15 protein-coding genes and 1 riboswitch are annotated in these 14,524 nt (G+C 73.4%); of the genes, 4 read left to right on the top strand and 11 right to left on the bottom strand.

Annotated features, from left to right (window positions below):
• Window positions 1-181: 181 nt before the first annotated feature.
• From ACIGQF_RS04710 to ribD, 8 genes are all read right to left on the bottom strand, one after another.
• Window positions 182-631 carry a PH domain-containing protein gene (locus ACIGQF_RS04710; protein WP_399705528.1) on the bottom strand — a complete coding sequence of 150 codons (450 nt, stop codon included), beginning with the start codon at window positions 629-631 and terminating at the stop codon, window positions 182-184.
• A 107-nt stretch (window positions 632-738) separates the two neighbouring features.
• Window positions 739-1,587, bottom strand: a complete 849-nt coding sequence (hisG, locus tag ACIGQF_RS04715) for an ATP phosphoribosyltransferase (protein ID WP_030610537.1) — start codon at window positions 1,585-1,587, stop codon at window positions 739-741.
• A 54-nt stretch (window positions 1,588-1,641) separates the two neighbouring features.
• Window positions 1,642-1,914: a phosphoribosyl-ATP diphosphatase gene (locus ACIGQF_RS04720; RefSeq protein WP_030251465.1), complete on the bottom strand. Its 273-nt coding sequence runs from the start codon at window positions 1,912-1,914 to the stop codon at window positions 1,642-1,644.
• 84 nt (window positions 1,915-1,998) lie between these two features.
• Complete coding sequence (gene ribH, locus ACIGQF_RS04725; protein WP_361562262.1) at window positions 1,999-2,484, bottom strand: 6,7-dimethyl-8-ribityllumazine synthase; 486 nt, start codon at window positions 2,482-2,484, stop codon at window positions 1,999-2,001.
• A gap of 70 nt (window positions 2,485-2,554) precedes the next feature.
• Complete coding sequence (locus ACIGQF_RS04730) at window positions 2,555-3,847, bottom strand: bifunctional 3,4-dihydroxy-2-butanone-4-phosphate synthase/GTP cyclohydrolase II (RefSeq protein WP_399705532.1); 1,293 nt, start codon at window positions 3,845-3,847, stop codon at window positions 2,555-2,557.
• A complete protein-coding gene (locus ACIGQF_RS04735; RefSeq protein ID WP_399705535.1) occupies window positions 3,844-4,497 on the bottom strand; it encodes a nicotinamide riboside transporter PnuC in 654 nt (217 codons plus the stop codon). The genes ACIGQF_RS04730 and ACIGQF_RS04735 overlap by 4 nt, the downstream gene beginning before the upstream one ends.
• Window positions 4,494-5,138: a riboflavin synthase gene (locus tag ACIGQF_RS04740; RefSeq protein ID WP_399705538.1), complete on the bottom strand. Its 645-nt coding sequence runs from the start codon at window positions 5,136-5,138 to the stop codon at window positions 4,494-4,496. Before ACIGQF_RS04740 ends, ACIGQF_RS04735 begins: the two co-directional genes overlap by 4 nt.
• A gap of 1 nt (window position 5,139) precedes the next feature.
• On the bottom strand, window positions 5,140-6,216 hold the full coding sequence (gene ribD / locus ACIGQF_RS04745; RefSeq protein WP_399706366.1) for a bifunctional diaminohydroxyphosphoribosylaminopyrimidine deaminase/5-amino-6-(5-phosphoribosylamino)uracil reductase RibD: 1,077 nt from the start codon (window positions 6,214-6,216) through the stop codon (window positions 5,140-5,142).
• Between the two features lie 182 nt (window positions 6,217-6,398).
• Window positions 6,399-6,529, bottom strand: a riboswitch (FMN riboswitch).
• A 199-nt stretch (window positions 6,530-6,728) separates the two neighbouring features.
• Here ribD and ACIGQF_RS04750 point away from each other — a divergent pair.
• The gene (locus ACIGQF_RS04750) at window positions 6,729-7,541 is read left to right on the top strand and encodes an SDR family oxidoreductase (protein ID WP_399705540.1); all 813 of its coding nucleotides are present in this window, start codon (window positions 6,729-6,731) and stop codon (window positions 7,539-7,541) included.
• A 12-nt stretch (window positions 7,542-7,553) separates the two neighbouring features.
• Here the strand turns inward: ACIGQF_RS04750 and ACIGQF_RS04755 are convergent, their stop codons facing one another.
• Window positions 7,554-8,366 carry a GAF and ANTAR domain-containing protein gene (locus ACIGQF_RS04755; RefSeq protein ID WP_399705543.1) on the bottom strand — a complete coding sequence of 271 codons (813 nt, stop codon included), beginning with the start codon at window positions 8,364-8,366 and terminating at the stop codon, window positions 7,554-7,556.
• A 287-nt stretch (window positions 8,367-8,653) separates the two neighbouring features.
• On the opposite strand from ACIGQF_RS04755, the gene ACIGQF_RS04760 reads away from it, so the two are divergent.
• Together ACIGQF_RS04760 and ACIGQF_RS04765 are read left to right on the top strand one after the other, a co-directional pair.
• Window positions 8,654-9,379: a response regulator transcription factor gene (locus ACIGQF_RS04760; RefSeq protein WP_399705546.1), complete on the top strand. Its 726-nt coding sequence runs from the start codon at window positions 8,654-8,656 to the stop codon at window positions 9,377-9,379.
• 31 nt (window positions 9,380-9,410) lie between these two features.
• Window positions 9,411-11,186 (top strand): ATP-binding protein, encoded by a 1,776-nt coding sequence (locus ACIGQF_RS04765; RefSeq protein ID WP_399705548.1) that lies wholly within the window; start codon window positions 9,411-9,413, stop codon window positions 11,184-11,186.
• A 45-nt stretch (window positions 11,187-11,231) separates the two neighbouring features.
• Here ACIGQF_RS04765 and ACIGQF_RS04770 read toward each other — a convergent pair whose 3' ends face one another.
• The gene (locus ACIGQF_RS04770) at window positions 11,232-12,515 is read right to left on the bottom strand and encodes an ROK family transcriptional regulator (protein ID WP_399705551.1); all 1,284 of its coding nucleotides are present in this window, start codon (window positions 12,513-12,515) and stop codon (window positions 11,232-11,234) included.
• Window positions 12,516-12,589: 74 nt separating this feature from the next.
• Between ACIGQF_RS04770 and ACIGQF_RS04775 the strand changes: the two genes are divergently transcribed.
• Window positions 12,590-13,807: an MFS transporter gene (locus ACIGQF_RS04775; RefSeq protein WP_399705553.1), complete on the top strand. Its 1,218-nt coding sequence runs from the start codon at window positions 12,590-12,592 to the stop codon at window positions 13,805-13,807.
• A gap of 104 nt (window positions 13,808-13,911) precedes the next feature.
• Here ACIGQF_RS04775 and ACIGQF_RS04780 read toward each other — a convergent pair whose 3' ends face one another.
• The gene (locus ACIGQF_RS04780) at window positions 13,912-14,388 is read right to left on the bottom strand and encodes an acyl-CoA thioesterase (protein WP_399705556.1); all 477 of its coding nucleotides are present in this window, start codon (window positions 14,386-14,388) and stop codon (window positions 13,912-13,914) included.
• Between the last annotated feature and the right edge of the window lie 136 nt (window positions 14,389-14,524).

Here is a 14,524-nt window from a genome sequence, read left to right on the forward strand (position 1 = left end):
CGATCCGTCCATTGCTGGAAGGAGTCACTCCTCGGGTCGCAGGGTCCCCGCGAGGGGGCGGGGCCGCGGCACGGCCCCGGGCTACAGAGTAAACAGGCCGGGCGTGGCAAGGGGAGAGCGGACGGGCGTGCGGTATGCCGCAGATTCGGTCCGCCCTGATCGGTACGGCGGGGGAAACCGGTCAGCCGGCGTGGTCGCCGCTGCCGTGCGTCTCGACGAGAGTGCGCAGCGTACGGGCGTCCTGCACGGCCTGCTGCTTGGCGATGCCGGGCTGGATGCCCATCGCCGGCAGGCTCGTGCCGTCGGCGAGGTCGAGATGGACCCAGGCGTCCCCGACCCGCAGATTCACCCGCAGGACCTCCGCCCAGGCCAGCGTGCGCCTGGTCGTGAGGTTGACGACGGTGATGCCGCGCTCGGTGGCCACGACCTTGGGCCGGGCGAGCAGCAGCAGGACGCCCAGCACGATCAGTCCGGTGAACACGAAGCTGATCCGCTCGCCGCCGCTGAGGGCCGGCAGCAGGAACGCGATGATCGTGAGGGCCACCAGCTGGGCGATGCCGACGACGTACAGGACGGCACGGGTGCGGGCGGGCCGGAAGGTCACCGGGAGGTCGGGCAGAGGCGCGGACACGTCGTCGTCTTCCGTGGCGGGGTGGCGGCGCGGGCCGTACGCCGGCCGCGAGGCGGTGCGTGCGGCCCGGCCGTGCGGGGGCGGTCGGAGGAGCCCGGGAGCAGGCTCTAGAGGCGGCAGGCGTGGATGCCGGTGGTGAGGATCGCGCGGGCGCCGAGGGCGTACAGCTCGTCCATGATGCGTTGGGCGTCCTTGGAGGGGACCATCGAGCGGACCGCGACCCAGCCTTCGTGGTGCAGCGGGGAGACGGTCGGGGACTCCAGGCCCGGGGTGAGGGCCACGGCCTTCTCGACGTGCTCGACGCGGATGTCGTAGTCCATCATCACGTAGCGGCGGGCCACCAGGACGCCCTGCATGCGGCGGAGGAACTGCTGCACCTTCGGGTCGTCGACGGGCGCGCCCTTGCCGCGGATGACGACGGCCTCGGACTTCAGGATCGGCTCGCCGATGATCTCCAGGCCCGCGTTGCGCAGGGTGGTGCCGGTCTCCACGACATCGGCGATGATCTCGGCGACGCCCAGCTGGATGGCGGTCTCCACCGCGCCGTCGAGGTGCACGACGGAGGCGTCCACGCCGTTGTCGGCGAGGTGCTGCGTGACCAGCCCGGAGAAGGAGGTCGCGACGGTCATGCCGCCGAACTCGCTGACGTCCTTGGCGGTGCCGGGCGTGGTGGCGTACCGGAACGTCGAGCCGGCGAAGCCGAGCTGCATGATCTCCTCGGCCTTGGCGCCGGAGTCCAGCAGCAGGTCACGGCCGGTGATGCCGATGTCGAGCTTGCCGGAACCGACGTAGACCGCGATGTCGCGCGGGCGCAGGAAGAAGAACTCGACCTCGTTCTCGGCGTCGACCAGGACCAGCTCCCTGCGGTCCTTGCGCTGGCGGTAGCCGGCCTCATGGAGCATCGCCGACGCAGGCTCGGACAGTGAACCCTTGTTGGGGACGGCGATGCGCAGCATGAGAGAGATTTCCTTTGCGGGAGGGAGAAAAGGTGAGTGGAGAAGTGCGGTGAATCAGAGGTGGGCGTAGACGTCGTCGAGGCTGATGCCCTTGGCGACCATCATCACCTGAAGGTGGTAGAGGAGCTGGGAGATCTCCTCGGCGGCGGCGTCGTGCGATTCGTACTCCGCGGCCATCCACACCTCGGCGGCCTCTTCGACGACCTTCTTGCCGATCGCATGGACGCCGGACTGGACCAGCTCGGCGGTGCGGGAAGTGGCGGGGTCGCCGGTGGCGGCCTTCTGCTGGAGCTCGGCGAAGAGCTCCTCGAAAGTCTTCTTGGACATGGTGATACCCACCCTAGCGGTCGATGTCACTGTGGCGCGCAGCGCCTCCGCTGAAGGGCGGTGGCGGGAGAGGGGCCGGCCGGCTCAGCGCCAGGGTTCGGATACTGAACGGAGCGTGGCGGCGGTGGCGACGGCCGCGGTGACCGCCTCGTGGCCCTTGTCCTCGTTCGAGCCCTCAAGGCCCGCACGGTCCAGCGCCTGCTGCTCGTCGTCGCAGGTCAGCACGCCGAAGCCGATGGGCACACCGGTGTCGATGGAGACCTGGGTCAGGCCCTGGGTGACGCCCTGGCAGACGTACTCGAAGTGCGGGGTGCCGCCGCGGATGACCACGCCGAGCGCGACCACCGCGTCGTACCCGCGGCCCGCGAGCACCTTGGCGACCACGGGCAGCTCGAAGCTGCCGGGCACGCGGAGCAGGGTGGGCTCGTCGATGCCGAGCTCGGCCAGGGCGCGCAGCGCGCCGTTGACCAGACCGTCCATGACCTGGGTGTGCCACTGGGCCGCGATCACGGCCACCCGCAGGTCGCCACAGTTCTTCACGGACAGTTCGGGTGCGCCCTTGCCGCTCACGTTGCTCCTCGTACTGGTGGTGCGTAATAGGGAAGTGGGATGTGCGTGTCTTGCCGACTCTGTGCGGGTCTTACTGGCTGTTGCAGGCCGAGGCCCGGTCCGCCGGGTCCAGCCACGGCAGGTCGTGCCCCATCCGGTCCCGCTTGGTGCGCAGGTACCGCAGGTTGTGCTCGCCGGCCTGGACCGGCATCGGCTCCCGGCCGGTGATGTGCAGGCCGTACTCGACCAGGGCCGCGGTCTTCTCGGGGTTGTTGGTCATCAGGCGCAGCGAGCGCACGCCCAGGTCGGTGAGGATCTGGGCGCCCGCGGCGTAGTCCCGGGCGTCGGCGGGCAGGCCCAGCTCCAGATTGGCGTCCAGGGTGTCCCGGCCGCGCTCCTGCAGCTCGTAGGCGCGCAGCTTGGACAGCAGTCCGATGCCGCGTCCCTCGTGGCCGCGCAGGTAGATCACCACGCCGCGGCCCGCCTCGCTGATCCGGCGCAGCGACTCCTGGAGCTGCGGGCCGCAGTCGCAGCGCAGCGAGTGGAAGATGTCGCCGGTCAGGCACTCGGAGTGGATCCGGACCAGCACGTCCTCGCCGTCGTCGAGGTCGCCCGCGACCAGCGCGACATGCTCGACGCCGTCCACGGTGGAGCGGTAGCCGTGCGCGGTGAAGTCGCCGAAGGCGGTGGGAAGCCGTGTGGTGGCCTCGCGGCGGACGGTGGGCTCGGCGCTGCGGCGGTACGCGATCAGGTCCTCGATGGAGATGATCGCGAGGCCGTGCTTGCGGGCGAAGGGGATCAGCTCGGGCAGCCGCAGCATGGTGCCGTCCTCGCCCGCAATCTCCACGATCGCGGCGGCGGGCCGCAGCCCGGCGAGCCGCGCGAGGTCGACGCCGGCCTCGGTGTGGCCGTTGCGTACCAGGACGCCGCCGGGCTTGGCGCGCAGCGGGAAGATGTGGCCGGGGCGCACGAAGTCGCCGGGCTCGGACTCGCCGGAGGCCAGCAGGCGCAGCGTCATGGCGCGGTCGGCGGCGGAGATGCCGGTGGTGACGCCGTGCTCGCCGGTGGCGTCCACGGAGACGGTGAAGGCCGTCTGCATGGATTCGGTGTTGTGCTGGACCATCTGCGGGAGCTCCAGCCGGTCCAGCTCCGAGCCCTCCATGGGCGCGCAGATCAGGCCGCGGCACTCGCTCATCATGAAGGCGACGATCTCGGGGGTGGCCTTCTCCGCTGCGAGGACGAGGTCACCCTCGTTCTCGCGGTTCTCGTCGTCGACGACCACGACGGGGCGGCCGGCCGCGATGTCGGCGATGGCGCGCTCGACGGGGTCGAGGGTGAGGTCGGTCGCGTCGGGGCCTTCGTACCAGTTCTGCTGTGCGGTCATGCCGCCGCTCCTTCCAGGACGGGCTGCGGGCTCGTGCGGGAGCGCAGCCACCAGTCGCGCAGGCCCCACAGGACGAGACCGAGGTAGACGACGTAGACCAGGCCCGAGAAGGCCAGGCCGCTGCTGAAGGCCAGCGGGACGCCGACCACGTCGACCAGCAGCCAGGCGAACCAGAACTCCACGAGGCCGCGGGCCTGGGCCACCATCGCGGCGAGCGTGCCGACGAAGATGTAGGCGTCCGGCCAGGGGTTCCAGGACAGCTGGGGGACTTGGGTGAAGAGGAAGCCGACGGCGAGGGTACCGACGGCGGTGCCCGCGAGGAGCGTGGAGCGCTCGCGCCAGGTGGCGAAGCGGACGGCGATCGTCCCGTCCTGGGCCTGCTGCCGGCCGCGCTGCCACTGCCGCCAGCCCCACAGGGCGACGGCGATGACCAGCAGCTGCTTGCCCACCCCACCGCTGAGCTGCGCTGAGGCGTACGCGGCGACGAGGATGACGCCGGAGAGGAACTGCGCGGGCCAGGTCCATATGGAGCGCCGCCAGCCGAGGGCCAGGGCGAGCAGGCCGACGGTGTTGCCGATCATGTCGGACCAGATGACGTGCTGGCCGAAGGCGGCGAACGCCTCACCGTTCAGCCAGGTCAGGGCGGTCATCGCGGGTCTCCCGAAGCGTCCTTGCCGAGCAGCCGCTCGACGTACTTGGCGAGGACGTCGACCTCCAGGTTCACCGGGTCGCCGACCTGCTTGATGCCGAGGGTGGTGAGGTCCAGGGTGGTGGGGATGAGGCTGATGGTGAAGTAGTCGTCCCCGGCCTCGACGACGGTGAGCGAGACCCCGTCGACGGTGATGGAGCCCTTCTCGACGACGTACCGGGCCAGCCCGTCCGGCAGGGCGACCTTCACGATCTCCCAGTGCTCCCCGGGGGTGCGCTCCGCGATGGTGCCCGTGCCGTCGACGTGCCCCTGGACGAGGTGGCCGCCGAGCCGCCCGCCGAGCGCCATCGGGCGCTCCAGGTTGACTCGGGAGCCCTTCTCCAGCGCGCCCAGGCTGGACCGCTTCAGCGTCTCGGCCATCACATCGGCGGTGAACTCGCCGTCCGCGGTCTCCACGACGGTCAGACACACGCCGTTGACGGCGATGGAATCGCCGTGCTTGGCGTCCTCCGTGACGACGGGGCCGCGCAGCCGGAAGCGAGCGTAGCGACTGGGGGTCCCCCCAGCGGTAGCTGGGGGAGCGTCCGTCAGCGTCTCGACGGCGACGACCTCACCCAGTTCTTCGACGATTCCGGTGAACACTTCAGTTCTCCTCGTGGAGGGCGGGGGTGGCGGTGATGCGCAGGTCGGGACCGAGCCGTTCGGTATCGGTCACGTCGAGGCGCAACGCCCGGTCGATGGTGGAGATTCCGGCGTCGCCCAGCGCGGCCGGGCCCGCGCCGAGCAGCGCGGGGGCGAGATAGCCGACGACCTTGTCGACGACGCGGGCGGCGAGGAAGGACCCGGCGAGGGTGGGGCCGCCCTCCAGGAGGACGGACCGCACGCCGCGGTCGTGGAGCGCGCCGAGCAGGGCCGGCACGTCCAGGCCCCGGCCGTCGGCCGCGCGCGGCAGCCGGACGAGGGGCGCGAGTTCTTCGAGGTGGGCGGTGTCGGCGTCCGCGGCGACCGCGATCAGCGTCGGGGCCGTGCCGTCCAGGACCCGGGCACCGGGCTTCACGGCCGTGGCGGAGGAGTCGACGACCACCCGCAGCGGCTGGGTGACCTCGCTGTCCGGCAGCCGGGCGCCGAGCTGCGGGTCGTCGGCGCGGGCGGTGCCGGAGCCGACGATCACCGCGTCGGCCAGGGCGCGCAGCCGGTGCACGTCGGCGCGGGACTGCGGGGAGGTGATCCACCGGCTGGTGCCGTCGGCGGCGGCGATCCGGCCGTCGAGGGTGGCGGCGTACTTCCACAACACGAAGGGGCGGCCGCGCAGTACGGAGGTCAGCCAGGCCTCGTTCCCGGCGGCGGCCTCGTCGACCAGCAGCCCGCCCTCCACGTCGACGCCGGCCGCCCGCAGGGTGGTGGCGCCGCCGGTCGCGGCGGGATTGGGGTCCGGTACGGCGTAGACGACCCGGGCGACCCCGGCGTCGACGAGGGCCTGGGCGCAGGGACCGGTGCGGCCCGTGTGGTTGCAGGGCTCCAGGGTGACCAGCGCCGTACCGCCGCGGGCACGCTCGCCGGCGGCACGCAGGGCGTGGATCTCGGCGTGCGGGCCGCCCGCCTGCTGGTGCCAGCCCTCACCGGCGACGGCACCGTGCGCGTCGAGGATGACGCAGCCGACGACGGGGTTGGGGCTGGTGTGCCCGAGGCCGCGCGAGGCGAGCGCGATGGCCCGGCGCATTGCCGTGGTCTCAGCGGGGGCTGTGGCGGCCACCGGGTCCTCCTGCCTCTTCGGGCACGGACTCCGGGGCTGTCGCGAGCGACAGAAGCGGTACGGAACAGCACGGTCACCGAGGCCTGAGGGGTGATCCCGACCGTCGTGGACGGGACCGCCGGCGGCGGTGTACCGGTGTTGCTCGCCCGCCGCGCACTGCCTCCCATCCGGACTTTAACCGTCGGTGCAGGAATTTCACCTGCTCAACCGGCCGCTGGCTGCGGACGGGTCGCGGACTGTAACCGCCGGTTCGGACTTTCACCGACCCCGGAGTGCGCTGCGTATGTCAGTACCCCTCCAGTCTGCCACGTCTGATCGTCGGCCATGCGGGCGCACGCTTGTGGGCTGGCTCACACTGGGTGGCGGGGCATGTACGCACCGGCCCCGGGAGTTCTCCGCGCGTTCCCGGGGAGTTCTTACGGTGGCAGACTGCGCCCGGCGCGGTCGCACGACAGGACAGTCTCCGGGAGGAGCGGGCGATGACGACGTTTCTGGTGACCGGCGGGACGGGGACCCTGGGACGGGTCGTGGTGGACCGGCTGCTGGCCGATGGACACACCGTGCGGGTGCTCAGCCGCCGGCCGCACACTCGGACGGAAAACCCCAGGCTGCGCTCGTACGCCGTCGATCTGCGCAACGGTGTCGGGCTCGCGGACGCGACGGCCGGCGCCGAGGTGATCGTGCACTGCGCGTCGACGCCGGCCGGGGGTGACCTGGACGCGGCAGGACAGTTGGTGGACGCGGCGCGGACGGCGGGCGTACGGCATCTGGTGTACATCTCCATCGTCGGCGTGGACCGGGTGCCGTTGCGCTACTACCGCACCAAGCGCGAGGTGGAACGGCTGCTGGCGGAGTCGGACGTGCCGTGGACGGTGCTGCGCACGACGCAGTTCCACGATCTCGTGCTGCGGCTGGTGAAGGCCGGCGCACGGTCGCCGGTGCTGCCGGCCCCGGCGGCCGTACGGGTCCAGCCCGTCGATGTCCGCGAGGTGGGCGCGCGGCTGGTGGAGCTGGCGTACGGGGAGCCGGCCGGGCAGGTACCGGAGATGGGCGGCCCCGAGGTGCTCGACGCGCGTGAGCTGGTCGGTCTCACGCTGCGCGCGGGCGGGCGGCGCCGCCTCATGGTGCCGGTGCTGCTGCCCGGGGCGACGTACCGGGCGCTGCGGGCGGGCGGCAACCTCGCCCCCGACCATGCGGTCGGCAAGATCCGCTACGCGGACTTCCTGGCCGAACGCGGCGGGCGCGTACCGGGGTTGCGCGCGGTGGGGACCGACGACGCAGCGGGCGGCTGAGCGCCCGGCGGGTCAGCTCTCCGGCCGGCCCGGTTCCGGGGGCGGCCAGGGCCCCGTGGGGTCGTCGATGACGGCGGTGGCGAGGTCGCGCAGGCGCATCTGGTGTGCCCGGGCGTAGGTGCGGAGCACTTCGAAGGCGCCCTCCGGGGAGAGGCCGAACCGGCCGGCGAGGATGCCCTTGGCCTGCTCGATCGGGACGCGGGACGACAGGGCCTGCTGGAGCTGGCCGGTCCGGATGTGGCAGTCGGTGAGCGTCCGCTGGAGCAGCAGTCCGGTGGTGGCGGCGCCGGCCAGGCTCCGGGCGCGCTGCCGGTGGCGCGCGTCCAGCGTCCCCGCGTCGCGGCAGTAGAGGTTGATGGCCCCGACGGCGCCGTCGCGGTGGCGCAGCGGTTCGGCCCACATGGCCCGGTAGCCCGCGGCCGTCGCCCGCACGGCGAGTGCGCGCCAACGGCGTTGCCGGCCGGCCAAATCCGCGACGTGGTGGGGGCGGCCGGTGCGCACGGCTTCCATGCACGGCCCGTCCGCGGTCTCGATCTCGTACAACTCCACGCCGCGGAGCACCTCGTGGGAGGCGGCGGTCAGTTGGACGCTTTTCCTCGGGGAACCGGCGCGCTTCCCGTCCTTCGGAGGCGCGGGGACGACGAGTATGACCCCCACGGCATCGACGGGCAGCAGGGCGAGGCAGTGCGAGACCAGGCGGCGGGAGAGCGGGCCCGCCGTACTGTCGGCGCGCACCTGGATGAGATTGAGCAGGGCCCTGGCGAGTGCCCCCTCGTGCTCCTCGGGGGCGGAATCGGCACCGGGGTCGGGATCGGGGTCGGGCATCGCGGGATCCTGGGGGTGAGCGGGGTCCGGGCAGGCGGACGGCAGCAGCCTCGCCGGATCTCGTCGGAGCCCCCTTCCACCCGGTTCAACGCGCTTCATGGTGCCCCTCGTCCTCACGTGAGATGCTGCGGTCGACAGCACTTCGAGATCCGGTGCTCCAGTGATAGCGCGGCAGGCTGGCCGCCTCCTGCACGCCGGATCAACGCCGGATCAACTCTGCGAGCCACGCGGGAACACCGTTGCCGTCACCTTCCGGGCCGACCGGGTCCAGCGCAGCAGTGGGCAGCGTGCCGGCCACGCGCCGGCCGGTGGTCGCGCTGATCGAGGACGAGCCCGACCTGGTCGCGATGTCCCGGGCCTACTTGGAACGCGAGGGCTTCGCCGTGGTGAGCGCGCACGACGTCCGGTCGGCCCGTGCGGTACTGCGTGGCCATCCGGTCGACCTCGCGGTGCTCGACCTGGGGCTGCCCGACGGCAACGGCCTGGACCTGCTGCGCGGCATGCGCGACGAGGACGGCCCGCCGGTGATCATCGTGACCGGGCGCGGCGAGGAGACCGACCGGGTGCTCGGCCTGGAGCTGGGCGCCGACGACTACGTGGTCAAGCCGTTCTCGCAGCGTGAACTGGCCGCCCGTGTGCGGGCCGTACTGCGCCGCACCGCGCCCCGGGAGGACAGGGGAAAGGCCGGGCGACGGCCCGTTCTCCGGCTGGGCGACCTCGTCGTGGACACCGGGGCGCGGCAGGTGCGCAGCGTGGGCGGCCCGATCGCCTTCACGCCGCGCGAGTACGCGCTGCTGGAGTTCCTCTCGGCCTCCCCCGGCCAGACCTTCTCCCCCGGCCAGCTGCTGGAGCGGCTGTGGGAGGGCGCCGACTGGCAGGACCCGGCCACCGTCACCGAACACGTCTACCGCGTACGGCGGAAGCTGCTGGCCGCCGGGGTCGGGGCACCGCGGATCACGACGGTACGCGGGTTCGGCTACCGGCTGGACGTGGCGGACGACCCGCCCGGATGACTCACCCGCACTCCGCACGAGGTGACACGCCATGGCCCAGGGGCCCGACCGGGACGGCACCGCTCGCCGCGATGCCCCGACGCCGGACTATCACGCGCTGTTCGACGCGACACCCTCGCCCTACCTGGTCCTGGACCCCGAGCTGCGCATCGTCGAGGTCAACCGGGCGTACCTGGCCGCCACCGTCACCGACCGGCGGTCCCTCCTCGGCCACCCGATCTTCGAAGTCTTCCCCGACAACCCCGCCGACCCGGCGGCGGACGGCGTGCGGAACCTGGCCCGCTCCCTGCGCACCGTCCTGGCCACCCGCCGGCCCGACACCATGGCCATGCAGCGGTACGACATCCCGGCCGGGCCCGGCGGCACCTTCGTGGAGCGGTACTGGTCCCCGGTCAACACCCCGGTCCTGGACGGCTCCGGCACGCTCACCCACATCATCCACCGGGTCGAGGACGTCACCGAGTTCGTGCGTCTGCGCCGCGCCGGGCGGCGCCAGCGGCGGGCAGCCGCCGAACAACAGCAGCGCGCCGACCGGGTGGAGAGCGAGCTGTTCGCCCGCAGCCGTGAGGTCCAGGAGGCGAACCAGCGGCTGCGGCAGGCCAACGACGCGCTGACCACCGCCGGGGCTGCGCTGCGCGAGCAGCAGGAGGCCAAGGACCGGTTCATCGCCACTCTCTCGCACGAGCTGCGCAATCCCATGGCCGCCCTTCAGGCCGCCGGCGAGCTGCTCGCGCTGGACGGTCCGCCCCCGCGCGAGGCGCTGGCCGTACTCCAGCGGCAGATCTCGCACATGGCGCGGATGACCGACGACCTGCTGGACGCGACGAGGGCGCTGACCGGCCGGCTGAACCTGGCGCGCGAGCGGCTCGACCTGCGTTCCGTGGTCACCACCGCGGCCGAGGACATGCTGCCCGAGTACGCCAGGACGCGGCGCAGGCTGCTGGTCGTGATGCCGTCCGGGCCGGTGCACGTCGAGGGGGACCGCGTCCGGCTCGCGCAGCTGACCGCCAATCTGCTCAGCAACGGCCGCAAGTACACCCGGCCCAACGGCCGGGTGGAGGTCGAGCTGGACACGGTGGACGGCTCCGGTGCGGCGGAGGCGGGGCACGCGGTGCTGACCGTGCGCGACGACGGCATCGGGTTCGATCCGGCCGTCGCCGACACCCTCTTCGACGCCTTCGTCCGCGCCGTCCCGGCCTCGGACACCACGACCGGCGGGCTCGGGCTCGGCCTGCCCATCGTCCGCGGCATCGCCGAACTGCACGGCGGCACCGTACGGGCGCACAGCGACGGCCCCGGCAGCGGCGCGTGCTTCCGCATCCGCCTGCCGCTGGCCGCCCCTTCGCTGCCGGCCGAACACCCGCCCGACAAGAGGGAACCGGCCCTCCGCCGCCCGCCGCTGCGCATCCTGGTCATCGAGGACAACGCCGACCTGGCCACCGGCTACCGCGCCCTGCTGGAGCGGGGCGGCGACCGGGTGACGGTGTGTCATACCGGCGTGGAGGGGCTGGCCGCCGCCCGCGCCGCCCCCTTCGACCTGGTACTGAGCGACCTGGCGCTGCCCGACGTGCACGGCCACGACCTCGCCGGCCGGCTGCGGGAGGCGCTGCCGGCCGCCCGCACGCGGCTGATCGCCGTGTCGGGCTTCAGCCGGCAGGCCGACCGCGACCGGTCGGCCCGGTCCGGGTTCGACGCGCACCTGGCCAAGCCGCTGAGCCTCGCCGCCCTCGACCGCCTCCTGAGTGGCTGGGCCGCCGATCCGTCCCCGTGGCCGCAGCAGGAGACGTCCGGGCCCCCGCCGCCGTGAACCTGCTGTGAACCGCCCGGGCACGTTTCGGCGCGCCGGGGCGGTTCAGCGCGCCGCGCCCTCCGGGGCGAACAGGTCGTCCTGGGCCGCGTCCTTGGCGGCCAGTACGGCGCCGCGCAGCACGGCGCGGCCGCCGACCGTGCCCGCGCGCACCTCGGTGTGCAGGGGGGACATGCCTGCCGCGCAGGCGGCCACCCGCGTGGCGAGCGCCGCGCCGCCCGCCCGGCCGATCTCGCCGCCGAGCACGACGCAGCCGGGGTCGAGGAGGGCGGTCACCGCGGCCACGCCCACCGCGATCCGGCGCGCCAGCGCGTCGAGGAAGTCCGCGCCCGCGGACCCCGCGGCCACCGCAGCGCGGACGACGCGCTCGGCGGCCGGCGCCTCGTCGTCCGTGCCGGAGCCCGTGTCGCTCCCGGCCCCCGGCCCGGCGGGCACGAATCCGTACTCCCCCGCCAGCTCGACGACCGCGCCGGAGGCGGCCAGCGAGTGGAAGCCGCCGTCGCAGCCGGTGGCGCTGGGCAGGGCCGGCGTGCCGGGCACGGGCAGGAAGCCGATCTCACCGGTGCCTCCGGAGGCACCGCGGCGCAGCCGGCCGTCCAGCACGACCGCGGCACCCACTCCGTGGCCCAGCCACAGCAGGACGAAGGTGTCCCGGTCCCGGGCCGCGCCGTCCCGCCGTTCTGCGATGGCGGCGAGGTTGACCTCGTTCTCCAGGAGCAGCGGTACGCCGAGCCGGTCGCGCAGCCCCGCGACCAGCGCGCCGTGCCAGGAGGGCAGCGTTCCGGTGCCGGTCAGCCGGCCGGTGGCGGGGTCCACCAGGCCGGGCGCGCCGACCGCGACGGTGTGCGGCCGGACCCCGCCCGCGCGCTCCAGTGCCCGGTCCAGCGCTGCGTACGCGCAGGCCAGCGCCTCCTCCGGCGCGGCGTCCGCGGCGACCGGCACGGACTCCTGCGCGCGGACGGTGCCGAGCAGGTCGGCGACGGCGACGGTGACGCCGTGCGTGCGGACGTCGATCCCGGCGAGGTGGGCGCGGCCGGCGACGATGCCGTAGAGCCGGGCATTGGGGCCGCGGCGGTCGGCACCCGCCTCGCCGACGACCTCGATCAGCCCGGCGCCGCCCAGCCGGTCCACGAGGTCGGCGACCGTCGGCCGGGACAGGCCGGTCCGCTCCTTGAGCTGATGTGCCGTCAAGGGGCCTTCTGCTTCGAGGAGCTGGAGTGCGAAGCGGTCATTGATGGCCCGCGCGGTGCGCGGCGACGCCGTACGGGACCGGGCCCGGGGGGCGGTGCCGGCCGGCGTACTGCCGGGTCGCGCGGTGGTGTCAGGCATGGCGGAATCCTTCCAGACCGAACCCCCGACATATTCTGCGGTTAATAGGCAGGGGTCCTGATAGTTTCATCGCCATGCCAGCCAACGGTGGTTCCCCCACGGCAGTCCCGCCTCCCCAACTGCGCCGCGCACGCTGGTCGGTGGCGCTCGTCTTCCTCGTGCACGGCGCGGTGACCGGCAACTTCGCCACCCGCGTTCCCTGGATCCAGGAACACACCGGGGCCGGCGCGGGGCAGCTCGGGCTCGCGCTCGCCTTCCCCGCGATCGGCGCGTCCCTCGCGATGCCGCTGGCGGGCCGGATCAGCCACCGCTTCGGCGCCCGTACGGCGCTGCGCGGCCTCCTGGCGCTCTGGACGCTCTCCCTCGTCCTCCCGGCGGTCGCCCCGAACCTCTACACGCTCTGCGGCGCACTGCTGGTCTACGGGGCCACCGCCGGGATGTCCGACGTGGCGATGAACGCGCTGGGCGTCGAGGTCGAACAGCGCCTCGACAAGCCGATCATGTCGGGGCTGCACGGCATGTGGAGCGTGGGCTCGCTGCTGGGATCGGCGGCCGGCACCGTCGCCGCGCACACCGAGACCGACGCCCGCCTGCACCTCGCCCTCGCGGCCGGCGTGCTGACCGTGCTCGGCGCGGTCTTCTGCCAGGGCGTACTGGACCTGCGCAGCGCCCCGGACGAGCATCCGCCGCCCCGGTTCGCGCTGCCGCCGAAGTCCGCGCTGATCATCGGCGCCATCGGCTTCTGCGCCGTGTTCGCCGAGGGGGCGAGCCTGGACTGGTCGGCGGTGTACCTGCGGGACGTACTGGGCACGTCGGCCGGGCTCGCGGCGGTCTCGACGACCGCGTTCACCTGCACGATGGCGGTGGCCCGGCTGGCCGGCGACCACGTGGTGGCCCGCTTCGGCCCGGTGCGCACGGTGCGCGCGAGCGGCGTACTGGCCACCGTGGGCGGCCTGCTGATCGTCACGGCACAGCACCCGGCCATGGCGGTGGCGGGCTTCGCGCTGATCGGCACGGGCATCGCGGTGGTCGTCCCGCTGGCGTTCGCCGCGGCGGGGCGCAGCGGCCCGGCGCCGAGCCAGGCCATCGCGGGCGTCGCGACGATCACGTACACCTCGGGGCTGATCGCGCCCTCCGCGATCGGCTCGATCGCCCAGGCCACCTCGCTGACCAGCTCGTTCGTCCTGATCACGGCGCTGGCCCTGGGCCTGGTGCTCGGCGCGGGCGTACTCCGCGCACCGGAGCGCCGCGCCTCGGTCAGCTCGACCACGTTCGACCTGAAGGGGTCGTGAGGGGCGACTCGTTGAAGGGGTCATGACGGGCGGCGGGCCGGCGCGACGCCGCGGCAGCCCGTCGGCCGCGGCGCTCAGCTCGCGTCGGGTCAGCTCGCGTCGGGTCAGCTCGCGTCGGGCAGGGCCTCCGGGCGGGCCAGCTTGCGGGCGATCGCGCGGGCCTCGTCGGTCCAGGGCGCGGGGCGCAGCGTCTGCGCGTCGACACGGACCAGGATGCGGTGGCCCTGCGCGTACGTGGTCGCGCCGTCCGCCGAGCAGACCCGGAAGCCGTAGGTGAGGCTGGTCCGGCCCAGCTTCTCGACCCACAGGTGGGCGGCGAAGGTGCCGGGACGGGTGATCGGCGCCTCGTAGGAGACCCGCATCTCCTTGATCACGTTGGCCATGTCGCCCGCGCTCGCCCAGTCGCCGGTGAACCCGAAGCCGTGCGAGTGCCAGTACGCGCCCCAGGCCCGCTCGACGAGCAGCGGGAAGCGCGAGTTGTGGAGCATGCCGAGCGCGTCGAGGTCGTCGAAGTGGACCGTCACGGGGACCAGCTCGCCGTACGGAAGGGTCTCGGCGGTATACGGGGCGGCGTCACTCACGGTCGTACTCCTGGTGCTGCGGTGCGGTCGGACGGGGTGGTCACGCCCGGGACCGGCGCGGCGGGCCATGGCGACACGTCCGGAACCGGGGCGTTCGGATGCATTCAAAAGTTGAACCATCTCATCGTAAGCATGC

Origin of the sequence: Streptomyces sp. NPDC053560, from assembly GCF_044544605.1 — a bacterium.
Lineage (GTDB): Bacteria > Actinomycetota > Actinomycetes > Streptomycetales > Streptomycetaceae > Streptomyces.